Source organism: Candidatus Omnitrophota bacterium (assembly GCA_014728045.1).
Classification (GTDB): domain Bacteria; phylum Omnitrophota; class Gorgyraeia; order Tantalellales; family Tantalellaceae; genus WJMH01.
In genome coordinates this window covers 52,501-76,765 of sequence record WJMH01000002.1, presented here as the reverse complement: position 1 = coordinate 76,765, position 24,265 = coordinate 52,501, and the positions used below count along the sequence as shown (strand labels likewise).

Annotated in this window: 21 protein-coding genes, 2 tRNA genes and 2 rRNA genes (1 of these 25 cut by a window edge); all 25 read left to right on the top strand. The window is 51.3% G+C overall.

All coding sequences use genetic code 11. The annotated features are described in order from the left end of the window. Positions 1–9: 9 nt before the first annotated feature. On the top strand, positions 10–1,083 hold the full coding sequence (ispG, locus tag GF409_00465) for a flavodoxin-dependent (E)-4-hydroxy-3-methylbut-2-enyl-diphosphate synthase (GenBank protein ID MBD3425682.1): 1,074 nt from the start codon (positions 10–12) through the stop codon (positions 1,081–1,083). Between the two features lie 29 nt (positions 1,084–1,112). After that, the gene (locus GF409_00460; GenBank protein ID MBD3425681.1) at positions 1,113–2,816 is read left to right on the top strand and encodes a proline--tRNA ligase; all 1,704 of its coding nucleotides are present in this window, start codon (positions 1,113–1,115) and stop codon (positions 2,814–2,816) included. Between the two features lie 21 nt (positions 2,817–2,837). After that, on the top strand, positions 2,838–3,200 hold the full coding sequence (locus GF409_00455) for an STAS domain-containing protein (GenBank protein ID MBD3425680.1): 363 nt from the start codon (positions 2,838–2,840) through the stop codon (positions 3,198–3,200). Positions 3,201–3,210: 10 nt separating this feature from the next. Then, on the top strand, positions 3,211–3,924 hold the full coding sequence (locus GF409_00450) for a hypothetical protein (GenBank protein ID MBD3425679.1): 714 nt from the start codon (positions 3,211–3,213) through the stop codon (positions 3,922–3,924). Between the two features lie 26 nt (positions 3,925–3,950). Next, a complete protein-coding gene (locus tag GF409_00445; GenBank protein ID MBD3425678.1) occupies positions 3,951–4,517 on the top strand; it encodes a hypothetical protein in 567 nt (188 codons plus the stop codon). Between the two features lie 26 nt (positions 4,518–4,543). Continuing rightward, positions 4,544–5,290: a 6-phosphogluconolactonase gene (gene pgl / locus GF409_00440; GenBank protein MBD3425677.1), complete on the top strand. Its 747-nt coding sequence runs from the start codon at positions 4,544–4,546 to the stop codon at positions 5,288–5,290. Positions 5,291–5,418: 128 nt separating this feature from the next. Further along, complete coding sequence (locus GF409_00435) at positions 5,419–5,883, top strand: hypothetical protein (GenBank protein MBD3425676.1); 465 nt, start codon at positions 5,419–5,421, stop codon at positions 5,881–5,883. Between the two features lie 21 nt (positions 5,884–5,904). Further along, positions 5,905–7,329 (top strand): transcription termination factor NusA, encoded by a 1,425-nt coding sequence (nusA, locus tag GF409_00430; protein ID MBD3425675.1) that lies wholly within the window; start codon positions 5,905–5,907, stop codon positions 7,327–7,329. 12 nt (positions 7,330–7,341) lie between these two features. Next, complete coding sequence (gene infB / locus GF409_00425; GenBank protein MBD3425674.1) at positions 7,342–9,819, top strand: translation initiation factor IF-2; 2,478 nt, start codon at positions 7,342–7,344, stop codon at positions 9,817–9,819. A 34-nt stretch (positions 9,820–9,853) separates the two neighbouring features. Then, positions 9,854–10,849, top strand: a complete 996-nt coding sequence (gene trpS / locus GF409_00420) for a tryptophan--tRNA ligase (GenBank protein ID MBD3425673.1) — start codon at positions 9,854–9,856, stop codon at positions 10,847–10,849. Between the two features lie 10 nt (positions 10,850–10,859). Next, the gene (locus GF409_00415) at positions 10,860–11,609 is read left to right on the top strand and encodes a segregation/condensation protein A (GenBank protein ID MBD3425672.1); all 750 of its coding nucleotides are present in this window, start codon (positions 10,860–10,862) and stop codon (positions 11,607–11,609) included. Next, a complete protein-coding gene (scpB, locus tag GF409_00410; protein MBD3425671.1) occupies positions 11,606–12,310 on the top strand; it encodes an SMC-Scp complex subunit ScpB in 705 nt (234 codons plus the stop codon). The genes GF409_00415 and scpB overlap by 4 nt, the downstream gene beginning before the upstream one ends. After that, positions 12,288–13,388, top strand: coding sequence for a prephenate dehydratase (pheA, locus tag GF409_00405; GenBank protein ID MBD3425670.1), 1,101 nt, complete (start codon positions 12,288–12,290; stop codon positions 13,386–13,388). Before scpB ends, pheA begins: the two co-directional genes overlap by 23 nt. Next, positions 13,385–14,512 carry a histidinol-phosphate transaminase gene (locus GF409_00400; protein ID MBD3425669.1) on the top strand — a complete coding sequence of 376 codons (1,128 nt, stop codon included), beginning with the start codon at positions 13,385–13,387 and terminating at the stop codon, positions 14,510–14,512. The genes pheA and GF409_00400 overlap by 4 nt, the downstream gene beginning before the upstream one ends. Positions 14,513–14,521: 9 nt before the next feature. Next, positions 14,522–15,538 (top strand): 3-deoxy-7-phosphoheptulonate synthase, encoded by a 1,017-nt coding sequence (gene aroF / locus GF409_00395; GenBank protein ID MBD3425668.1) that lies wholly within the window; start codon positions 14,522–14,524, stop codon positions 15,536–15,538. A 4-nt stretch (positions 15,539–15,542) separates the two neighbouring features. Next, positions 15,543–16,400: a prephenate dehydrogenase/arogenate dehydrogenase family protein gene (locus GF409_00390; GenBank protein MBD3425667.1), complete on the top strand. Its 858-nt coding sequence runs from the start codon at positions 15,543–15,545 to the stop codon at positions 16,398–16,400. Next, positions 16,381–17,073 carry a (d)CMP kinase gene (locus GF409_00385; GenBank protein MBD3425666.1) on the top strand — a complete coding sequence of 231 codons (693 nt, stop codon included), beginning with the start codon at positions 16,381–16,383 and terminating at the stop codon, positions 17,071–17,073. Before GF409_00390 ends, GF409_00385 begins: the two co-directional genes overlap by 20 nt. A gap of 2 nt (positions 17,074–17,075) precedes the next feature. Continuing rightward, positions 17,076–17,708, top strand: a complete 633-nt coding sequence (locus tag GF409_00380) for a 1-acyl-sn-glycerol-3-phosphate acyltransferase (protein MBD3425665.1) — start codon at positions 17,076–17,078, stop codon at positions 17,706–17,708. Between the two features lie 138 nt (positions 17,709–17,846). Then, positions 17,847–19,604 (top strand): 30S ribosomal protein S1, encoded by a 1,758-nt coding sequence (gene rpsA / locus GF409_00375; GenBank protein MBD3425664.1) that lies wholly within the window; start codon positions 17,847–17,849, stop codon positions 19,602–19,604. A 78-nt stretch (positions 19,605–19,682) separates the two neighbouring features. Then, entirely contained in the window at positions 19,683–20,210 is a 528-nt protein-coding gene (locus GF409_00370; GenBank protein MBD3425663.1) for a ferredoxin, read from the top strand. A 23-nt stretch (positions 20,211–20,233) separates the two neighbouring features. Then, entirely contained in the window at positions 20,234–21,511 is a 1,278-nt protein-coding gene (tyrS, locus tag GF409_00365; GenBank protein MBD3425662.1) for a tyrosine--tRNA ligase, read from the top strand. A 273-nt stretch (positions 21,512–21,784) separates the two neighbouring features. Then, positions 21,785–23,347, top strand: a 16S ribosomal RNA gene (locus GF409_00360). Positions 23,348–23,491: 144 nt separating this feature from the next. After that, positions 23,492–23,568: transfer RNA gene (locus GF409_00355), tRNA-Ile, on the top strand. A gap of 11 nt (positions 23,569–23,579) precedes the next feature. Continuing rightward, positions 23,580–23,655 (top strand) — tRNA-Ala (locus tag GF409_00350). Positions 23,656–23,809: 154 nt separating this feature from the next. After that, positions 23,810–24,265: ribosomal RNA gene (locus GF409_00345) — 23S ribosomal RNA — on the top strand (it continues 2,529 nt past the right edge of the window). Together the 16S and 23S rRNA genes with 2 tRNA genes alongside form the textbook arrangement of a ribosomal RNA operon.

Below are 24,265 nucleotides of genomic sequence, written 5' to 3'. Positions count from 1 at the left end.
GATAGTGACATGTTGCAGCGCAGGAAGACCAGGACAGTTTCGGTAGGAGGCCTCAAGATGGGTTCGGAACACCCGGTGAGTATCCAGTCGATGACCAAGACCGATACCAGGGACGTCCTTTCCACCGTAAAGCAGATAAGGCAACTTGAAAAGGCGGGCTGTGAGCTGGTAAGGGTCGCGGTGAAGGATATGGATTCGGCCCGTGCCATCGGCGAGATAAAAAAGCAGATCGGGATACCGCTTATCGCGGATATACATTTCGACCACAGGCTCGCGATAGAATCGGTAAAACGAGGCTCGGACAAAATAAGGATAAACCCGGGTAACATCACAAAGAGAGAGCACATAGAGGCCGTTATCGACGCCTGTATGGAGGCCGGGCTCCCGATACGTGTCGGGATAAATTCCGGTTCCATCGGGAAAATGGCCGCCGGAAAAGGCGCTACCGCCCACGAAATGGTGGAGGCCCTTCAGAGGTATTTGGAGCCCTTCCGGAAAAAAGGGTTCGGGGATTTAATAATATCCCTTAAAGCCTCAAGTGTGCTAACCACGGTCGAATCTTACAGGATGATGGCAAGTCTTTGCGATTATCCCTTTCATATCGGGGTAACCGCCGCGGGACCGCCTTCGGAGGGCATCATCAGGTCCAGTATAGGCATAGGTTCGCTTCTTCTTGACGGTATCGGGGATACGATTAGGGTATCATTGACGGGAAGCCCTTTGCCCGAAGTGGACGCGGCGAAGCGTATACTCGCTGCAGTGGGCGCCAGGAGTTTCGGACACAGCATAATATCCTGCCCGACCTGCGGCAGGTGCCAGGTGGATCTTGCCCCTCTTGTTGAAAAACTCCAGAAAGAGGTGGAGGAACTTACCGCAAGGCCTCTTACGATCGCTATCATGGGCTGCGAGGTCAACGGTCCAGGGGAGGCTGGGACCGCCGATATCGGGATAGCCTTTGGCAGGAACCGTGGCGCGATATTCCGCGACGGCGAGATAATCAAGACCGTCCGCGTGTCCGAGGCCGTGGAGGAGCTGGTAAGGATGATAAAAGAGCAGATAACAGATGGTCCCCCGCGGGAATAATCGATAAGCTGTAGGAGAAAGGATATAACATGCGTTGGAGCAATACTTTTATACCCACGTTAAAAGAAGATCCGCAGGAAGCCGAAGCGGCCAGCCATAAGCTAATGGTAAGGGCCGGTCTTATCCGCCGACTTTCGGCCGGTGCGTATACCTATCTGCCGATGGGATACCGCGTCCTGCGCAAGGCCGAGAACATAGTAAGGGAGGAGATGGACCGTTCGGGGGCGGTGGAACTCTTGATGCCGGCACTGCAGCCGGTCGATCTCTGGAAAAAGACGGGCCGTTACGATGATATCGGCCAAGTCATGATCAAGTTCAAGGACAGGCACGGCAGGCAGACCGCCCTCGGGCCAACTCATGAAGAAGTTATTACCGATCTTGTCTCTAGAGAGGTGAGGTCCTACAAGGATCTTCCGCTCATACTCTACCAGATACAGACGAAGTTCCGCGATGAGGTCAGGCCCAGGTTCGGTGTCGTGAGAAGCTGCGAATTCATTATGAAGGACGCGTACAGTTTCGATATTTCCATTGAGGCCATGGAAAAAAGCTACAAGAAGATGTACGATGCTTACTGCCGGATATTTGACAGGTGCGGGATCGATTACCTTCCCGTTGAGGCCGATCCGGGTCTCATGGGAGGGACCGTCTCCCACGAGTTCATGGTCCCCTCGGATATCGGTGAGGACAGGATAATTGTCTGTTCGGCCTGCGGTTACGCCGCCAGTACCGAGGTTGCCGCGGTGCGCCCGGAGGAAGGCGGAAAAAATCCCTCCGCCGGGGAAGGCTCCCCGGAGAAAGTGGAGACTCCCGGGAAGAGCACCGTCGAGGATGTAAGCCGTTTCCTCAAGGTCGGACCGGCGGATCTTATAAAGACGCTTGTTTATATTGCTGACGGTGAACCCGTAGCGGTGCTCCTTCGGGGCGACCATGAAGCCAATGAGGCGAAGATAAAGAACGCGCTCAAAGCACGTTCTCTGGAATTAGCGGATGAAAAGAAAATAGAAGAAGTGACCGGCGGTGCCATGGGTTTCTCCGGACCCGTAGGTCTTTCCGTCAGGATGGTCGCCGATAACTCCGTCAGGTCAATGACCGACGCCGTTACCGGTGCCAACGAGAAGAACATGCACCTGAAGAACGTCGTCCCCGGCAGGGATTTTCAGGTCGCTGAATGGATAGACGCGCGCGTAATAACCGAAAAAGACGCCTGCCCTAAATGCGGAGGCAGGATCGATATGAAATATTCCATCGAACTGGGGCACACCTTCAAGCTGGGAACAAAATATTCGGAAGTTCTCGGCGCCACATTTCTTGATGAGGACGGCAAGGAAAAACCTGCGATAATGGGCTGTTACGGCATCGGTGTCAACAGGATACTCGCTTCGCTCATCGAGAACAGCCATGACGGTGACGGTATAATATGGCCGGTATCCCTGTGTCCTTACGAAGTCGCGGTCATACCCGTGGGCAAAGGAGGTGAGGTGGCGTCCGAGGCGGAACGCATTTATTCCGAGCTGATAGACTCAGGCATCGAGACCATAATAGACGATAGGGAAAAGTCTCCGGGCGTCAAGTTCAACGATTCTGACCTCGTCGGTTTCCCGATGCAGGTAATAGTCGGAAAGAAGGGCCTTGACCAGGGCAAGATCGAGGTCAAGGACCGCTCCTCCGGCAAGAAAGAGATGATAGACCTGGATAAAGTAACGGTTTACGTAAAGGAAATGTTCACCAAGTGAATCAGTAAAGGCTGACGCGGCATGATGGATGCACCCAACCGCTTGGAACTGGTAAAGACCATCGAAGGTGTCAAGGTATACAGGATGATCGGCTCCTACACTGTAGGGTCCACCGCGGACTATTACAAGGTCTGTTCCGTCGCTGTCAGTGACCCCGGAACGAAGGCCATATTGCTCGATTTCACCGGGGTGAGCGATATGGACACCGCCGGTTTCGCATGTGTGATAAACTTTATCAAGGAGAACCTGAGAGAGGGTATGAAGGTGGGTGTGATCAATGTCGGAAGAAAGGTGCAGGACCTGGCGGGGATACTCAAGATAACCAGCGCCATACGGCACTATCGAACAGAAGAAGAAGCCATAAAAAGTCTCAGCCGGCGGTAGGAAGTTTTCCATGCAGCAGATCCAGACAAATCTGACAGAGGTCATAGACAGGGCCCCGGGGGTGAAAAGCTTCCGTTTCGGGATCGATAAACGCATCGAGTTCAAGGCCGGCCAGTATTTTTTCGTTAAGATAGATGTCGGGGGCGCCGGAATGGAAAAGCCGTTCTCCTTTTCCAATTCGCCGACCGAAGAGGGGTATGCCGAATTTACCAAGCGTCTTACCGGAAGCGATTTTTCGAAAGCTCTCGACCGGATGAAGCCGGGAGCCAGGGCGAGCCTCAGGATGCCTTACGGGAAATTCACTCTTGAAGAAGACAGGAAGATCGCGTTTCTCTCGGGCGGTATAGGCATAACGCCGGTGAGGAGCATGGCCAAATACGCCACGGACAGCAAACTTCCCACGGAAATGGTTCTCATCTACGGCAATAATACCGAGGAGGATATAATTTTCAGGGAGGATTTGGATCGGATGGCTGAGGTTAACGATAAGTTCCAGGTAGTTTACACTCTTACCGCCCCCGATGTATGTCCGGTATCGGAACAGTGCCGCAGGGGCCTTATAGACGCGGAGATGATAAAAGAGGAGATACCCGATTACACGCAGCGGGTGTTCTATATATGCGGGCCCCCAGGAATGCTGAAGGGCCTGAGAAAAGTGTTGTGCGAAGACCTCGCGCTTGGAGAAGATACCATAAGAACCGAACAGTTCTCCGGGTATAATTAAAAGAGAAGGGAAAGGTGTAAGCCAAAATGAAGAGAATAATGTTTTTAGCTGTAGTGCTCTTTATGTTCTTTTTTTCGCTTCTGCAGTGTTCCGCCCAGTCCAGCTGGATGGAAAACAAGGATTACTGGGATAACGGGAACGTAAGATCCGTCAAAAGGTATGATTCAGAGGGGGATATCAAGCTGGAAAAATATTACCGCGAGGATGGTACTCTGGAACAGTACATAGAATACGATGACGAAGGGCACAAGATAGCCGAAGCCTATTACGGCGAGAACGGTGATCTTCGGGAAGGACCTGACGGCTGGGCCGCTATGCGTTTTAAGTACGAAGGCGGGAACATGGTGGCTGAGGGTTATTACGGTCCCAGCGGGAAACTGACCGAAAGAAAACTGTATAACTCCGAAGGTGATCTGGTGGCCAAGCAGTACTACGGCGACAAAGAACGCCTCCCCGCGGAAGAATACAATCCGGACCCGCCGCTTGCCGGGGAACAAAACGAATACTATGATGAGTACGGCCGTCCGGAAGGAACCACATCAGTTGAATATGACGAAGACATTTTTTCGCCTTTCTGGGATTACGAAGAGTGAGCCCGGGGCTATACGAGGAACTTTTTATGCCCGAATGTGATATCCGGATCTTCAGTTCAGAGGATGAGCTGGCACGGGCTGCCGAGAAGATCTGGCAAGAGGCGGCCGCACAGGCTCTCCGTGAAAGGAACCTATTCGTCGTAGCTCTTTCGGGAGGATGTTCTCCCGTGGGTCTTTATCGAAGGCTCGTCCTGTCCAAAAACCTTCCCTGGGAGAGGACCCATCTATTCCTTGCAGATGAACGGTTCGTTCCTCTTGAAGATAAAGACAGTAATTACCGTTTGATAAATGAACTGCTCCTGGAGCCTGCCGGGATCGATCCTTCCAACTGCCATCCTGTCCCGGTTGCCGAGAACAGCGCCGAGGCTGCCGCGCGCCGATATGAAGAAGAGTTATCGGATTTTTTCAGTAAGGAAGGATATGGATCTCCCGTGTTCGATCTGGTGGTTTTGGGTATGGGCAGAGACGGACATACCGCTTCGCTTTTTCCGGGAAACCCGGATCTATTTACCACAGAGAGGCTTACGGTTTCGGTCAATGGCGGCCAGACGAGGCATCAGCGCGTCAGCCTGGGGCTTTCTGTAATTAATTCCTCCAAGAACGTGGTTTTTCTGGTCTCCGGAAGAGGCAAAGCCGCGATAGTGAGACGGGTACTCGAGCGGGGAGATAGTGATCTTCCGGCTTCTCGTGTTAAGCCTGTTGCCGGCCAGCTTTTCTTTCTGTTGGATGAAGACGCTTCAAAACAGATAAAGCCTGAACGGGGGATAGAATAACGCGTTATCATCAAAACCCTTGACAATCATATATTATTATATTAAAATCACATACGTTTGACGCAACAAATGTAAGTGGGCCCGGCGCCCACTTATTTTTTTACCGGAAAAAGAACAAGAGGCGAACAATGGTTAAACTCAGAGTACCGGAAGATCTTCTGGATTACATAAATAAGGAAGCCGAAAGTTCAGGTTATCAGGTAGTGGATCTTACTACCAGGGGCGGGAAGGCCTTTTTCCTGGAGATAATCCTGGACAAGGAAGGCGGTATAACACTTGATGAATGTACGCATTTCAACAGGACCGTTTCCACATGGATAGACGATCAGAAAATGTTCGAACTGGGCTACACTCTTGATGTGTGTTCTCCGGGCCTGGACAGGTCCCTGAAAAAAGACAATGACTTTTTATGGGCCCTGGGCAAGCAGGTCAGGGTGAGAACTTACGAGCCTGTAGAGGAGAAGCGCCAGCTGACGGGCAAACTCATCAAAGCCGACGGGGATAAGGATATCACCATAGAGGACGAGCAGGGCAGACAGGTCCGCATAGCCAGGAAGAACGTGGCCAAGGCCAAATTGTGTTTATCATTATAAAAGAGAACATGGAGTAATGACATGAACGGAGCACTGTTAACCGCGTTAGAAAGGATCGAGAGGGAAAAAGGTATCAGCAAGGATATCCTTTTCGCCGCCATAGAAAGCGCTCTGGTGAGCGCGGCGCGCAAGGTCATAGACGATCCGGATATATCCAAGGAAGACATCACCGTTACCATGGATCAGGAGACCGGCGAGATCACGGTCTTTTCCGAAGGGGAGGTTGTTGAGAACGAAAGGTTCGGACGAATCGCCGCCCAGACGGCCAAACAGGTCATTATACAGAAAATACGCGAAGCCGAAAGGGACGTGATATTCGAAAAATACGAGAAAAAGGTCGGAAGTATCGTCAGCGGAGGAGTGCATCGTTTTGAAAAAGGTAACGTGATCGTTGAACTTGATGACACCGAGGCCCTTTTGCCCAAATCCGGTCAGATCCCCCGCGAAAGGTTCCGCCAGGGGGAACAGATCAGGGCTTATCTGCAGAAAGTGGAACGGGGGACCAGCGGCCCCGAGATCATACTCTCCCGTACGGACGAGGGGTTCGTTAAAAAACTGTTTGAACTTGAAGTCCCGGAAATATCCCAGGGTATAGTTGAAATAAAGTCCATAGCTCGCGAAGCCGGAGAACGGACCAAGATCGCCGTCAGTTCCAAGGAAGAGAAAGTCGATCCTGTGGGAGCCTGTGTGGGTATGCGGGGATCCCGCGTAAGGGATATCGTCAGGGAGCTTCACGGCGAAAGGATAGATATCGTCCGCTGGGACGATGATATCCGGACTTATTTAAAGACGGCCGTAAGTCCCGCGGAGATATCACAGATGGTCGTGGACAGGGAAAGCAAGACCATAACTTTAGTGGTACCGCAGGACCAGCTTTCGCTTCTTATAGGCAAGAAAGGAAGGAACATAAGGCTGGCGTCCAAGCTGCTGGGATGGGAACTGATAGCCGAGTCGACCGAAGTAGTGTGGGAGATACCCATTACCGAGGTACAGGGGATAGGCGAAAAGACCCTCAAGACCCTTGAAGGGGCGGGGTTTGACAGTGTCGAGAAGGTGCTTCAATCCGGTGCCGAGGGGCTTTTGGAGCTTGATGGTGTAGGTCAGAAGACCGCAGAGAAGATAATAGCAGCCTGTGAAGATGCGGCCGCGCAGGTCGAAGCTCAGGAGGCCGAAGAGGCCGCGGAAAAAGAGTCCGAAGCTTCTCAGGAAGAAGCGGTGGAAGAGGCGCCTGAAGAGGAAGCTGCCGAAGAGGCTGAACAGCCGAAGGAGCCTGAAGAAGAAATGCCCGAAGAGCAGGGGAAAACCCCGGCGGAAGAGGAAGCCGCTGAAGAGGTCCCGGAGGAAGAGACCAGCGAGGAGGCCGAAGAAGAAAAGGCCGAAGACGAAACCCCCTCCGAGGAAGAGACTCGGGAAGAAGAAAAGGAAACCGACCAGCAAGAGAAATAGAGCAGGAGTTATATGTCCATTAAAATAAAAAAACTGGCAAAAGAACTGGATGTACCCGTTGAGAACATTTTTGAACAGCTGAAGAAGTTCTATGTTGATGCGGATACACCTGATAGCGAAATAGACGATAAGATAGCCGGGCTGGTACGCCTTAAGCTGGGCGGAGTGAAACCACCGAAGAAACCCGCCAAGAAGGCAGCCAAGGTCAAGAAGGCCCCGAAGAAGGAAAAAGAACCAAAAAAAGAAAAAAAAGAAAAAAAAGAGAAAAAGGAAAAGAAAGAGAAAAAAACGGGCAAAAAGACTGAGCAACCCGTCGCCAAAAAAGAGAAGCCTCCCAAGGAAGAAAAGGTCAAAGAAAAGACCAAGGAGGAAAAAACCAAACCCGAGAAGAAAAGCAAACTGGGCGGCATACGTATAGTCAAGAGGGCCAAACCGGAAGAGACAGAAGCGCTTGAAGAAAAAACCAGGTCCGTTGACAAAAAAGCGAAGAAAGAAAAAGCGTCAGCCAAGAGCAAACCCAAGAAGGCGATAGAAAAACTGTCCCCCGAAGAGCTCGCCAAGGAGATGGAAAACAAGAAGACCGCCGGTGTAAAGAAAGTGCAGCGGGTCCGCAAAGTGCGCCCAAAGATAAGGAAGGTCAAAAGGACCGTGGTTTCTTCTTCGGGAGGCCAGACGAAACCCCGCACCGTTTCTTCTCCGGTAAAGCCTCCTGAAAGAAAAACCCCGCAGAAGGTAAAACTCCATGTTCCCATAAACATCAGGGATCTGGCGCCTCACATAAACAAAAAACCCAACGAGATCATCAAGTTCGTCATGGCTAAGGGCATGATGGTCAACATAAACCAGGATCTTGAGGAAGAAGAGGTGCGCGAGATCATGGCCCATTTCGGCTATGAGCTGGAACTTCCGGAAACGATGGAGTCAATTGAAAAAGAACTGGTAGCCGAGCACCATGATGGTGAGAAGGTCGCCGTTGAAGCGCGCGCTCCGGTAGTCACCTTCATGGGTCACGTAGACCACGGTAAGACTTCGTTGCTGGATTACATACGCAAGACCATGGTCACAAAAGGCGAAAAAGGTGGTATCACCCAGCATATCGGCGCTTACAAGGTGGACCTCTCCGGCGGTTCGGTCACGTTCCTGGATACGCCCGGACATGCCGCGTTCACCGCTATGCGCGCCCGCGGAGCCCATGCGACCGACGTCGTGGTCCTTGTAGTGGCTGCTGATGACGGTGTAATGCCCCAGACCAAAGAGGCCATAGATCACGCCAGGGCCGCCGGTGTTCCGATAGTCGTTGCTATCAACAAGTGTGATCTGGCTGATGCCAATCCGGACAAGGTGAAGAGGGAACTGCAGGTGGAAGGCCTTACTCCGGAGGACTGGGGAGGTAAGACCATCATGATAGACGTTTCCGCCAAAACAGGCGAAGGCGTGGACAATCTCATGGAGATGCTCATGCTGGAGTCAGAACTATTGGAGCTTAAGGCCAATTCGGAACTGAGGGCAAGAGGCACAGTAATAGAGGGCAAGAAGACACCCGGTCAGGGTATAGTGGCCACTCTCCTCGTGCAGAACGGGACCCTGCATCCGGGAGATGTGGTGCTCTGTGGTTCCTATTACGGGAAGGTAAAGGCGATGATTAACGACCTTGGTGAACGGGTCAAACAGGCGCTGCCTTCCACGCCGGTCGAAGTTCTGGGCCTGCAGGGCGTTCCCGAGGCCGGGGAAGAGTTCTTCGTGGTGAGAGATGAGAAAAAAGCGAAGACCCTTGCTTCTCTCAAGCAGTCGGAGACCAGGAAACACAAGATAGCCGGCGGCCAGAGGGTGAGTCTCGAGGATTTCCACAGCATGGTCGCCGACGGCAGCATGAAGGAGCTTAAGATCATTCTCAAGGCGGACGTACAGGGTTCGATAGAGGCGATCGCGCAGTCTTTACGTGACCTTGATACTGAAGAGGTTAAGGTGAACATAATACATTCGGCCGTCGGTAACATAAACGAGTCCGATGCCATGTTAGCGATAGTGTCCAACGGCGTGATAATAGCCTTCAACGTGAAAGTGGACCCCAAGGCCGAGGAGATCTCCAAGAACGAGGACGTTGATATCCACCTTTACGATGTGATCTACGAGGTCATAGCGGATGTAAAGGCTTCCATGGAAGGTCTGCTCGAGCCGGAGGAGAAAGAGGTCTTCCAGGGGCGCGCGGAAGTGCGCGAACTGTTCTCCTCTTCCAAGACCGGGACCGTTGCCGGATGCGCTGTGCTCAAGGGGACCATACACAGGAAGGACCGCATAAGGGTCAAGCGGGGCGATGAGACCGTTTTTGACGGACACATAAACGCTCTCAGAAGATTCAAGGATGACGTGAAGGAAGTCAGAGAGGGCTTTGAATGCGGCATTACCATAAAGGGCTTCAACAGTTTCCGGAAGAACGACATACTTGAGGCCTATAAGATCGAGAAAGTAGCCAGGCGATTGGAAAAATAAACCTTTGCCGCGTGTTGCGGAGAATACCGGCAGTATGAAAAAGAAAAATATACTTAGCGGGATGAGACCCACGGGCAAGCTCCACCTGGGGCATCTTGTGGGGGCTTTGAAGAGCTGGATCGAGCTCCAGGAAGAATATAACTGCTTTTTCATGGTCGCCGACTGGCACGCTCTTATGAGCGAGTACGAGAAGCCGTCGGACATAAAGAAGAACAGTTTCGAGATAGTCAAGGACTGGATATCCTGCGGCATAGATCCGGAAAAAAGCGTTATTTTCATTCAGAGCATGGTGCCCGAGCACCTGGAACTTGCCATGGTCTTCTCGATGCTTACCCCCCTGGGTTGGCTGGAGAGGTGCCCAACTTACAAAGAACAGCTCAGGGAGATCAAGGGACGCATGCTCGCGACCTACGGGTTCCTGGGGTATCCTGTGCTCCAGGCCGCCGACATAGCCCTTTACAGAGCAGATCTGGTGCCGGTGGGAGAGGACCAGAAGCATCATCTTGAACTTGCCAGGGAGATCATACGAAGGTTCCACAGTCTTTACGGGAAAGAGATATTCGTCGAACCCCAGCCTATGCTCACGCAGTTCTCCAAACTGGTCGGTCTGGACAACCGGAAGATGTCAAAAAGTTACGGTAATTTCATCTCTTTATCCGACTCTCCCGAGACGGTCAACAAGAAAGTATACAGCATGTACACCGACCCCAACAGGGTCCGCGCGGACGTGCCCGGCAGGGTAAAGGGTAATCCGGTGTTCATATACCATGATATATTCAATTCCGACAGCGAACAGGTCGAGGACCTCAAAAAGAGGTATCGGGCCGGCAAGGTCGGGGATGTCGAGGTAAAGAAGAAGCTTGCCGCCGCTCTCAATGACTACCTCGGCCCTATAAGGCAGAGGCGGGAGGAACTTACCGATGATGATGTCAGGCAGATAATCGAAGAAGGTTCCAAAAAGGCCAGGGAAGCTGCGCATAAAACCATGACCAAGGTGAAGAAATGCCTTCATCAGGTCATAGACCGGTGACGACGGGAAAATGTCTTACAAGGTGAAACTCAACATATTCGAGGGACCTCTGGACCTCTTGCTTTTCCTGATCAAAAAGGACAAGATAGATATCTATGACATACCGATATCCGACGTCACGCAGCAGTACCTGGATTACCTGGAACTGATGAAAATGCTGGACCTTGAGATCGCCGGTGAATTCCTGGTCATAGCCGCCACTCTTATACACATAAAGAGCAAGATGCTGCTGCCGCAGGAAGAGAATGAAGAAGGGGCCGAAGAAGAAGAGGATCCAAGGGACGAGCTGGTAAGAAAACTTCTGGAGTACAAGAAATACAAGGAAGCCGCTTCCCATCTGCAGGAGAGGTTCGAGGACCGTAAGAGCTTGTTCCTTAGGCGGGGGGAAGGCAGCAAGGCGAAAATCGTCTCCGATGACGGGACCGAGTACTTTGAAGCGAGCCTTTTTGACCTTATTACCGCTTTCAGGAAGATACTGACGACCGTGCCGAAGGAGACGTTCCACAAGGTCGTCAAGAACGAGTATACTGTAAGCGATAAGATACACGAGATATACCACATCCTGGCCAAGGACCCCAGGATATATTTCTCAGCCCTGTTCTCGAGGGCCAGATGCAAGGATGAGGTCATAGCTATCTTCCTTGCAGTGCTTGAGCTTATCAAGATGAGGGAGATCTTCGTGGCACAGAAAGGTCCTTTTGAAGAAATAGAGATAATTAGGAACCCTGAGCTGGTCAAGGGTGCCGCAAAGGGTGAATGAACGGATCCAAAGATCAAAAAGAGGTTGAGATGGAAAATAGCGGTAAGATAAAGAATATCATTGAAGCTCTTCTTATCGTTTCCGAGCAGGGGCTCAGCAGGGAAGAACTCAGGTCCGCCATAGATATCGCCGACGGCAAGGACATAGATGAAGGCGTGAACGCCCTAAAAAGCGAATACGGCGGGCCCGACAGGGCTTTCAACATAGCCGAGATAGCTGGACGGTACCGTATAGTATCAAAGCCGGAGTTCATGCCCTGGATAGGCAACCTTTATCAGAGGCATGTGGACAGGTTGACCGGTCCCTCTCTGGAAACTCTGGCGATAATCGCTTACAAACAGCCAGTCACCAGGGCCGAGGTCGAAAGCGTCCGAGGCGTGAATATCGGCGGAGTGCTCCAGACACTGCTTGACAAGGAGCTTATACAGGTCAAGGGCAGGAAAGATGTTATAGGCCGCCCGCTGGTATACGGAACCACCGAGCAATTCCTGGAGATATTCGGGCTGAACTCTCTGGACGACCTGCCGGTATTAAGGGATTTCAGCGAGGAGGACCTTGAGTACGGCAAGTCCCAGGAGGTGGTTGAGAACCAAGAGGCCGGTGAGGCGCAGGAGTCTCAGGTTGAACAGGACGGTTCGTCCGATGTGCAGGAAGAAGCAATAGCAAAGGAGCCGGAGAATGAGCCCGAAAAAACTGAGTGATCTTAGAAAAGAGATAGATAAATTGGATTCGCGTATCGTGGAGCTCGTTAACAGGAGGGGCAGGGTAAGCCGTTCCATCGGCGCACTCAAAAAGGCCGGTAAACAGCCGCTGTACAGCCCGGACAGGGAAAGTCATGTTTATTCCAAGGTGGTCAAAGAGAGCGCCGGGCCGATCGCGGACGAATCCATGAAGGCCATATACGCCGAGATCATGTCCGCCTGCCTTGCTCTTGAACACCCTACAAGAGTAGCCTATCTCGGTCCAAAACTAACCTTTACCAACCAGGCGGCGCTTAAAAAATTCGGTTCCAGCGTTGATTATCTCTCCTGTGACAGTATTTCCGACGTGTTCAGAGAGGTTGAAAAGGGTAATGCCGACTACGGGGTGGTGCCTATCGAGAATTCCACAGAAGGAGCTGTTAACCACACGCTGGACATGTTCGTGGACTCAACACTTTTGATCTGTTCGGAGATATATCTTCCCATACGGCACAGCCTCCTCAGCAAGAAGGGTGAGAAGAGTTCCATCAAGAAGATCTATTCCAAGTCCGAGGTCTTCGGGCAGTGCCGCAGGTGGATCGAGAAGAATTACCCAAAGGCCAGGCTCTGTGAATGCGCCTCCACCGCCAAGGCCGCCGACATGGTAGCTTCACGGAAGGATTCGGCCTGTATCGCGAGTGAGCTCGCGGCTAAAAAGTACGAACTTAAGATAATAGCAAGGTCCATCGAGGATTCCGTGACCAACATGACGAGGTTCCTCATCATAGGGAAACAGATGAGCAACATATCTGGTTCGGACAAAACCTCCATAATGTTCTCTGTAAAAGACAGGCCGGGTGTTCTTCATGATATGCTCAGTTCTTTCAAGACGAAGAACATAAATCTGACCAAGATAGAGTCCAGACCTTCCAAAATGAGAGCCTGGAAATATTATTTCTTCGTGGATCTGGAAGGGCATTGCCAGTCTCCGAAGGTCAGGAAGGCGCTTACGGACCTGGAGAAAAAATGCCATTTTGTCAAGATACTGGGTTCTTACCCCAGGGGCGACAAGGGCTTTAAAAAAAAGACATCTAAATAGTTGCCGGGAGGTGTGTCACGAAAAAGCTTTGGAGAGAGATAATACGGGGAGTGCCGACCTATAAACCGGGTAAGCCCATAGAGGAGGTAAGGCGCGAACACGCTCTTGATGACGTTATCAAGCTTGCGTCCAACGAGAACGCCGTCAGCCCTCCGCCTCAGGTCATAGAGGCCATTATGGCCGCGGCTAAGAACCTCAACAGATATCCCGACGGCGGATGTTTTTATCTGAGAAGGGCCCTGGCCGATAAATTCTCTCTCAGCGAGGATAACTTCATCTGCGGGAACGGTTCTGACGAGATCATCACCATGGCGTTAAGGGCTTCGGTCGACCCGGGCGATGAGGTAGTGATAGCCGATCCCACTTTCCTGATCTATAAGATCTCTTCGGTGATAGCCGGAGCCACTGTCCGGCAGGTCCCTTCGAAGAACTTCAAATATGATCTTGACCGGATGGTCGAGGCCATTACCCCGAGGACCAAGATAGTATTTATCGCCAATCCCGACAATCCTACCGGCACCTATGTGACCGAAAAAGAGCTGAGCGCTTTTCTGAAAAAAGTGCCCGAGAACGTTCTTGTGTTCATGGATGAAGCCTATTATGAATTCGGCACGGGGGGAGATTATCCGGAAACCCTCGGCCTCATCGAAAAGAAGGACCTGAATATCATCATAACCAGGACGTTTTCAAAAGCATACGGTCTGGCCGGATTGCGCGTGGGTTACGGTATCGCTAACGAGGACGTGATCGCCTCCCTCAACAAGGTCAGGGAGCCTTTCAATGTCAATTCGCTGGCACAGGCCGCGGCCGTGGCTTCCCTGGCGGATGAGGTGTATCCCAGAGCCTCTATCGCCATGGTCCGGGAAGGCAAGGACAAGCTCTATAAAAAGTTCGACGAGATGGGTATATTTTACGTGCCTAGCCGGACGAATTTCATACTTGTAGATACAAAGCGTGACGCCAGGAAGATCTTCGAGCATTTACTGAAAAAAGGCGTGATAATACGTGAGATGTCGTCCTGGGGGCTGGATACCTGCGTAAGGGTCAACGTGGGCCTCCCGGAAGAGAACGATAAATTCCTCAGTGTCTTTGAGGAAGCCATAAATGAAATTCCCGTAAAGTAAGGAGAAGATATGATAATTGTTCTTAAGCCCAATGCCACCAAGGAACAGGTGGACCACCTGATGGACAAGATCCAGAAGCTGGGGCTCAAGCCCTGGTTGTCCGAAGGTGTTGAACGTTCCATAATCGGAGTTATCGGCGAAGAGGATGTCTTGAGGGTTCTGCCTCTTGAAGGTGTTCCCGGTGTGGAAAAGGTCATGCCCATACTCAAGCCTTTCAAGCTGGCGTCCCTTGAATATAAACCCAAACCCAGCAAGATCGAGCTGGGCCCAGGGGTGGTAATAGGAGGAAAGAAACTCGTGGTCATAGCCGGACCCTGTTCGGTCGAGGACAAAGATATGCTCCTGTCAACGGCAGAATCGGTCAAAGCCTCCGGAGCGGTCGGTCTGAGGGGCGGCGCGTTCAAGCCCAGGACCAGCCCTTACAGTTTTCAGGGCATGGGCGAAGAAGCTTTGAAGTACATGAACGAGGCCAGGAAGAAAACGGGTCTATTGGTCGTTTCGGAGTTGATGGACCCCCGCCACGTCGAAATGTTCGAGAAATACGTGGATGTTATACAGATAGGCGCAAGGAACATGCAGAATTTCAATCTTCTCAAGGAAGTCGGAAAGCTGCGCAAACCCGTTCTGCTTAAAAGAGGCATAGCCAGCACCATCAAGGAATTCCTCATGAGCGCCGAGTACATACTCTCCGGGGGGAATCCTAACGTGGTTCTCTGCGAAAGGGGCATAAGGACCTTTGAGAACTTTACCAGGTTCACGCTGGACCTTAACGCGGTACCGGCGCTCAAGAGCCTTACGCACCTGCCGGTCGTCATTGACCCCTCCCACGGTACAGGAAGGTGGGGGCTTGTAAGTTCGATGTCGTACGCGGCAATAGCAGCCGGAGCGGACGGTCTTATCGTGGAAGTGCATCCGGTCCCGGAAGATGCTTTCTCGGACGGGGACCAGTCGCTTCTTCCGGAGAAGTTCCAGCAGATGATGGAAAAAGCGGCGAAGGTGGCAAAAGCCGTTGGAAAGACTATTTAAAACTATGACCAGGAAATTCAGGAAAATAGTAGTGATAGGTACAGGGCTTATCGGCGGGTCTATCTGTAAGGCTCTTATGAAAAAGCAGCTTGTCGAAGAGGTCGTGGGGGTGTGCCGCAGAGAGTCCTCGCTGGAGAGGGCGCTTAAAGAAAGGGCGATCACCCGCGGGTTCGTCAACAGCTACCCGGAGGCATTGAAGGGGGCCGAAGCGGTCTTTATAGCCACTCCGGTGCATACCATAAAAGACGTCTTTGAGAGCCTTGCCGATACCGTGGATTCATCCGATGTCATTGTCAGCGATGTCGGCAGTACCAAGAGGGAGATAGTCCTTGCTGCCGGGAAATTCAGCGACAGGTTCAGTTTCGTGGGGGCGCATCCCCTTGCCGGTTCCGAGAAGACGGGAGTTGAGCACTCCTGCGCGGAGCTTTTCGAAGATTCCGTCTGTGTTCTAACCCCGGAGAGATCTACCTCTGCGGATGCGAGAGGTAAAATAAAGATGCTCTGGCAAGAGATGGGCGCAACCGTAGTTGAGCTTTCACCCGGAGAACATGATGAATACCTCGCTTATACCAGCCACCTTCCTCATGCGGCGGCCTTTGCGCTGGTTAACGCACTGGAAGAAAAGATCCCTCAACAGATGGTATCGTCCGGGTTCAGGGACACTACCAGGATCGCTGCTTCGGACCCGGCCTTATGGAGCGATATATTCATGACCAACCGGGACAACGTGCTAGGCTCCATAAAGCGCTACAAAAAAATGCTTGAGTCGATAGAAAAAGCTTTGCGGGAGAATGACAGAGGTCAACTTGAGAGGCTGCTTGAAGAGGCCAGGAGAAAAAGAGATGAGATTGTTCAAGAATAACAAGGCTGTTGCTATAGACGGCCCCGCAGGCAGCGGCAAGAGCACCGTTTCCAGGCTTGTCGCCGAAAAACTGGGGTATGTCTATATCGATACCGGTGCCATGTACAGGGCGCTGACCCTTAAAGTCATGAGACAGAACGTGGATCTGGATGACGAGGATGAGATAATCAGGTTTTCTTCTTGTCTTGATTTCGATCTTGTGCCCGTCAGGGACGATGATAAAAGCTCCATCCGCGTTATCATGGACGGGGAGGACATCTCCGAGCAGATACGCAAGATGGAGGTCACGGTTAACGTGAAACATATCTGCAAGATACCCGAGGTGAGAGAGAACCTTGTTGCCCTCCAGAGGCGTATGGCCAGCGACATCAACGGTACGGTGATGGAAGGGCGTGATATCGGCACCGTAGTCCTGCCCAACGCAAAATATAAGTTCTACCTGGACGCTTCCTTTGAGGAAAGGATCCAGCGCCGTCTGGCGGAGATGCGCGCAAAGGGCCATCCCATTACCAGGGCGGAGGTCGCCGATGACCTCAAGCAGAGGGACCATACCGACAAGACCCGCAAGGTGGGCCCTTTAAAGAAAGCCAAGGATGCTGTTTTCATCGATACAACGGATCTATCTATCGAACAGGTCGTGGATAGGATCGCTCAACAGGTCAGAAAGAAATAAATATGCTGTTTTATATTTCAAGAGCGCTGTTCACGATATTGCTTAAGATAATGCTGAAGGTCCGCGTTTTCGGGCGTGAGAATCTGCCCGAACCGCCTTTCATAGTAGCATCAAACCACTCCAGTTTGATGGACCCTCCTTTAGTGGGCCATGCCTGCAGTAAATATCCGGTGGATTTCATGGCCAAGCAGGAACTTTTTGATATGCCCCTTGTAGGCTTTTGGACCAGGAATGTCCGCTGTATCCCGGTAAAGCGGGGAAAGAACGCAGTAAGAGGTATAAAAGAAGCGATAAGGCGTCTGAAGAAAGGGCATGTTGTTGGCATTTTCCCCGAAGGGACCAGGTCCGGCACCGGCGAGCTTCAGCAGGCTAAAACAGGAACCGGATATTTGATGGTAAAGTCCGGGGTCCAGGTGGTGCCCATTTATGTATATGGCACGGCCAAGGCTTTCCCAACGGGAAAACCCATCAAGATGGGCACCAGGGTAGGGGCGGTCATAGGCAAGCCTATACAACCCGAAGAATACCTCAAAGAGGCCGGGGAGGAAGGAAAGGATTATGATAAGGTATCCACTCTGGTCATGGAAAGGATCGGCCGGATCAAAGAGGGGCTTGATGAGAACCTGGTAGGATGACCATTTTAGGGGCTTTACGGGATTTTTCCGGTTACCCCTTGTCGCCACGGGTATTTACAATAAATAAGTTGAATCTTTTCCTGAAAAACGGTAAAATATGAGTTCCAAAAATCTATATAAAAGGAGTTGATTAGTGTGATGGTATTGGAAAGAGAAAACAAACAACCTAACGAAGAACTGATGAGGCTGTACGAGGAAAGCATCAATGATGTTCAGGAAGGGCAGATCATCAAAGGCAAGATAGTCCAGATCGGCGAGAAGGAGATCCTTGTGGATGTAGGTTACAAATCCGAAGGAGTTGTGTACAAATCCGAGGTAGCCGACGCGGATGAACTGAAGGTCGGTGACGAACTGGATGTTATGCTCGAATCGAAGGAAAACGACATGGGTATGGTCGTGCTTTCCCATGAAAAGGCCAAACGTTTCAAGGGATGGCAGAACATAATAGAGAATTACAAGGAAGGCGATGAGATCGAAGGCAAGGTCTACAAGAAGGTCAGAGGCGGTTTCATGGTGGATGTCGGCATGGATGCCTTCCTGCCGGCCAGTCTTTCGATGATGCAGGACTTTGGCGGTCCCGACAACATAGTGGGGCAGAAGATCAGATTCAGGATAGTCAAGATCAATATTCCCCGCAAGAACATAGTTCTCTCCCGCAAGGAGATCGTTGAAGAAAAACGCCAGGAAGAAAAACGGGAGATATTGGAAGGCCTCAACAAGGGCGACCTTGTCAAGGGCATAGTGCGCAACATAACCGATTTCGGAGCCTTTATAGACATAGGCGGCGGGATAACGGGTCTTTTGCATATCACCGATATGAGCTGGGGCCGGATCAGCCATCCGACTGAGGTCGTCAAGGTAGGTGACGAGGTCGAAGTGAAGGTGCTTGATTTCGACAAGACCAGCGTCAAGGTCTCTCTGGGGCTCAAGCAGAAGACCAAAAATCCATGGGATGATATCGAACAGAAGTATCCCGAGGGTAGCGTTGTTCCCGGAAAGGTCGTTAACATCATGCCCTACGGCGTATTCGTGGAACTGGAAAAGGGGATAGAAGGCTTGATCCATATATCCGAGTTCTCCTGGTCAAAGAAGTTCAATCACCCGACCGAAAAATTCCAACTGGGTGACACCGTGGAAGCGATGATCCTTAAGATAGACAAGGAGAACCAGAAACTCTCTCTCGGCGTAAAACAGCTGGAGAAGGATCCCTGGGAAGGGGTCGAGGAAAGGTTCAATGTCGGAGATCAGGTCAAAGGCACCATCAGCGCGGTTACCGATTACGGCGCGTTCGTTGAACTGGAAAAGGGCGTTGAGGGCCTTGTTCATGTTTCTGATCTTTCCTGGACCAAGAGGGTCACCCATCCCAAGGACATGTTGACCAAGGGAGAACAGATAGATGCGATGATCCTTAACGTGGACGAGCAGAACAGGCGGATAGCTCTCGGTGTCAAGCAGCTCGTACAGGATCCCTGGGACGAGATAAGCAAAAAATACCAGCCTGATACTGTATGCGAAGGCAAGGTCACAAATATCACCAATTTCGGTGTTTTTGTTGAGCTTGAGGACGAACTGGAAGGTCTGCTCCATATTTCAGAGATCAATTTAGAGCCCAACCAGAGAATGGAAGACGTCTTCAACATAGGCGATACCGTCAAGGTTAAGATCATTCACATTGACGGTGTCCAGAAGAAGATAGCTCTAAGTCAGAAAGGTCTGGAGGGAGAGATCAAGTCCGCAGAAGTGAAGGCCGAAAAGAAAGAGGCCGAAGAGGGATCTTCAGCCGCTGAGGAGCCAACTGCAGGCGAGGAACACTCATCAGCTGAAGCTGAAAAACCTCAGGAGGAGCCCAGCACCGAAGAAGGCCCGGATAATGCTTCCCAACAGGACAAAGAGTAGAGCCAACGGCTCTTAAATATACGATCCAGAAAGGACGGCTTTCGAGCCGTCCTTTTTTCTGAGACTTAAGGAGGAAGTATGCCAAAGAAGTATGATGCGATAAGGCGCGAGGCTCTTGAAGATACAGCCCGGCGCATGTGCGTTGCCGCCAGGACCGCTCCCAAGACCAAGGGAGAGGATAACCTCATTATTACCATGCTGAGCTCTGGCGATAAAAAGAAGGTCATTTCCGGCATGAAGAAGATAGCCAAGCGCGATAACCGCCCCAGCTGCGCGCGGGACGCTGGAAGTATAAAAGATGCGGACCAGATCGTGGTCATAGCGGCAAAGAAGACCACCCTCGGGCTTAATTGCGGGTTCTGCGGGTATCCGACCTGCAAGGAGCTTTCCGGGACGAAGGGCGTGTGCGCTTACATATCCATGGATCTGGGTATCGCATTGGGGTCGGCGGTCTCGCTTGCCGCTTCGGAGCATGTGGATAATCGTCTCATGTATTCGATCGGCAGGGCAGCGATGGAGACCGGGGTATTGGGCTCGAAGGCGGCTCAAGCCATAGGGATACCGCTTTCTGCAACGGGAAAAAACCCCTTTTTTGACAGGAAATAGTATCTATGCTAAAATGACCAATCATGAAGCCCGTTGACGAGCAGATCAAGCTTATAAAAAGAGGTGCCGACGAGATAATAAGTCTCGAAGAGCTCAAAAAGAAGCTTTCGAGGAACAAGCCTCTTATAATCAAGGCCGGATTCGATCCCTCCGCGCCGGATATACATCTGGGGCATACTGTGCTGTTGCGTAAAATGCGGCATTTCCAGCAGTTGGGGCACACGGTTTGTTTTCTGATAGGGGATTTTACCGGCAGAATAGGCGATCCTTCCGGCCAGTCCAAGCTAAGAAAACAGCTTACTCCCGAACAGGTCAAGGAGAACGCGAAGACCTATAAAAAACAGATCTTCAAGATACTCGATAAAGATAAGACCCAGGTGGTGTTCAACTCAAAGTGGTGTGCCAAGCTGGGAGAAGAAGGATTGTTCGATCTGGCCAGCAGGTACACTGTCGCGCGAATGCTTGAAAGGGACGATTTTCTCAACAGGTACAAGACCAACGCGCCGATAAGCATTCTTGAATTCTTGTATCCCCTTCTTCAGGGTTATGATTCGGTGGTCATGGAGTCCGACGTTGAGCTCGGCGGCACCGACCAGAAATTCAACCTCCTTGTCGGCAGGGGGCTTCAGAAGAGTTACGGCCTTGATCCGGAGACGGTAGTCTACCTCAAGAAGAGTATCGAGTTTTTCCGCGGCATGATAGGCCGAGGGAAGAAAGTCCCTTATAATTTCGAGTCACAGGTGATCCTGACCATGCCTATCCTGGAAGGCCTTGACGGGGTTGAAAAAATGTCCAAGTCCCTTAATAATTACGTGGGAATAAACGAACCCGCCGAGGAGATGTTCGGTAAGATAATGTCCATCTCAGACGAGCTTATGTGGAGATACTATGAGCTTTTGACGGACATCGACTATAAAGCCCTTGAAAAAGAGGTTAAGTCCGGCCGTGCTCATCCTAAGAAGGTCAAGTCTTCCCTCGCCGAGAAGATCGCATCCGAATATCACGGCCAGAAAGAGGCGAAAAAGGCAAGATCAGCTTTTGAGGCGGTTTTCGCCAAGGGCCGGCTTCCCGAGGATATGCCAGAGTTCGCCATCGGAAAATCCGAGATAGGTCTTGTCGATCTTATAAGCGAGGTCGGCTTTTCCTCTTCGAAGTCCGAGGCAAGAAGGCTCATCTCCCAGAATGCCGTTTCCATAGACGGTGAAAAAGTGACAGATCCGGCAGCCGAAATCTCCCTCACAAAAGAGGGTGCTGTTCTCAAGGTCGGCAAACGCAAGTTTGGCAAGGTTTTCCGGGCTTAAAAATATTTTTAAAATAATATTTGACATTTGTACCGATTCATGTAAAATGTCATCTACGCCACAGGCGTGATTCTTTGAAACAGCTTTGATGCTTTTGAAATGCTATTGACTATTTTCGCATATTGAGGCATAATATTAATATACGATAGTTAATAGAAACGCGCGAAAAATTCCCGTTAATGTTATGAAAATAATCGTATCATTAAATGGGTTTTTTTGCGCTTATTATGTTCTTTGAAATTTAAATAACCGAAAGTGTATGGTTCACCAAGATTAAACTGGAGAGTTTGATCCTGGCTCAGAACGAACGCTGGCGGCGTGGATTAGGCATGCAAGTCGAACGATCCCTTTCTTCGGAGGGGGATAGTGGCAAACGGGTGAGGAACACGTGGGTAACCTCCCTTTGGGTTCGGAAAAACTTGCCGAAAGGCGAGCTAATACCGGATAAGACTACGGTTGCCAAGTGACAGTAGTTAAAGACGGGGATCCTGAAAATGGACCTGTCGCCCTTAGATGAGCCCGCGTCCTATCAGCTTGTTGGTGGGGTAACGGCCTACCAAGGCGAAGACGGGTAGCTGGTCTGAGAGGATGGTCAGCCACACTGGGACTGAGACACTGCCCAGACTCCTACGGGAGGCTGCAGTCGAGAATCTTTTGCAATGCCCGAAAGGGTGACAATGCGACGCCGCGTGAGCGATGAAGGCCTTCGGGTTGTAAAGCTCTGTCAGCAGGGATGAATGCTGAGGTATTAATACCACCTTAGTTTGACGGTACCTGCAGAGGAAGCCTCGGCTAACTCCGTGCCAGCAGCCGCGGTAATACGGAGGAGGCAAGCGTTGTTCGGATTCACTGGGTGTAAAGGTCATGTAGGCGTCTTATTAAGTCGGATGTGAAATCCCTTAGCTCAACTAAGGAACTGCATTCGATACTGGTAAGATTGAGTACGAGAGAGGTAAGCGGAATTTCGGAAGTAAGGGTGAAATCTGTAGATATCCGGAAGAACACCATTAGCGAAGGCGGCTTACTGGCTCGATACTGACGCTGAGATGAGAAAGCTAGGGGAGCGAACAGGATTAGATACCCTGGTAGTCCTAGCTGTAAACGATGGGCACTAGGTGCAGGCCGCAAGGTCTGTGTCGGAGCTAACGCGTTAAGTGCCCCACCTGGGGACTACGGTCGCAAGGCTAAAACTCAAAGGAATTGACGGGGACCCGCACAAGCGGTGGAGCATGTGGTTTAATTCGATGCTACGCGAGGAACCTTACCTGGGCTTGACATATAGGCAGTAGGAACCCGAAAGGGGGACGACCTGTTTCAATCAGGAACCTATACAGGTGCTGCATGGCTGTCGTCAGCTCGTGTCGTGAGATGTTGGGTTAAGTCCCGCAACGAGCGCAACCATCGTCCCATGTTGCTAATCTACTTCGGTAGATGCACTCTTGGGAGACTGCCAGTGTTTAACTGGAGGAAGGAGGAGATGACGTCAAGTCCGTATGGCCCTTACGCCCAGGGCTACACACGTGCTACAATGGCCGGTACAATGTGCAGCGAGACCGCGAGGTGGAGCTAATCACAAAAAGCCGGCCCCAGTTCGGATCGGAGGCTGCAATTCGCCTCCGTGAAGTTGGAATCGCTAGTAACCGCAAATCAGCCTTGTTGCGGTGAATACGTTCCCGGGTCTTGTACACACCGCCTGTCAAGTCACCTGAGTTGAGTGCACCCGAAGCCGTTAGCCTAACCCTTGGGAGGGCGATGTCGAAGGTGTGCTTGGCAAGGAGGACTAAGTCATAACAAGGTAGTCGTACCGGAAGGTGCGTCTGGATCACCTCCTTTCTAAGGAGAAAAAAAGTCCGGGTTCTTTTGAAGACGGACTATAAAATAAAACCCAAAAACCGTTCCATGCACTTTCGGTTATTTAAATATAGATATTATGTGGAATGAGGCAGAGATCCCAGAAGCGAGATCTCTAGGCATTCTCCTGGGCCCGTAGCTCAGTTGGTTAGAGCGCCGTGCTGATAACGCGGAGGTCTCTGGTTCGATTCCAGATGGGCCCACCACCACATCACGTGGGGCTGTAGCTCAGCTGGAAGAGCATCTGCTTTGCAAGCAGGGGGTCAGGGGTTCGAGCCCCCTCAGCTCCACCAGTATTTTCGTGAGGCGGCTAGCCGCCGAACGTCAGGTTTTTTTGCCGGATCATTCCGGCACTGTTCTTTGACAAATTGTGATAATGGTATCTTTACCAAGTAACGAAACGAGGGCAAAATGTCCACATACTTGATTTTTTATAAATCGATTTTGTGGTCAAGCTACTAAGGGCTTATGGTGGATGACTAGGTACGAAAAGGCGATGAAGGACGTGGTAAGCGGCGAAACGCTTCGGTAAGCTGCAAACAAGCTTTGACCCGGAGATTTCCGAATGGGGGAACCCGGCCGGGGTAATGCCCGGTCACCCGCGCAAGCGGGAGTGAACCAAGTGAACTGAACCATCTAAGTAACTTGAGGAAAAGAAACCAAACAGGTATTCCCCGAGTAGCGGCGAGCGAAACGGGAATAGCCCAAAATCCGCGGATGTTAAAGCTGGCACGCGTTGTCCGCGGATGGTAGAGGGAAAGATCCGGACCGGGGTGCTGACCGGTCGGCTTCAGCTTGTCATATAACCGAATAACCTGGAAAGGTTAACCGTAGGAAGTGATAGTCTTGTAGGTGAAATGTGACAAGCCGGCTGGGATCTTCTCCCAAGTACCACGGGACACG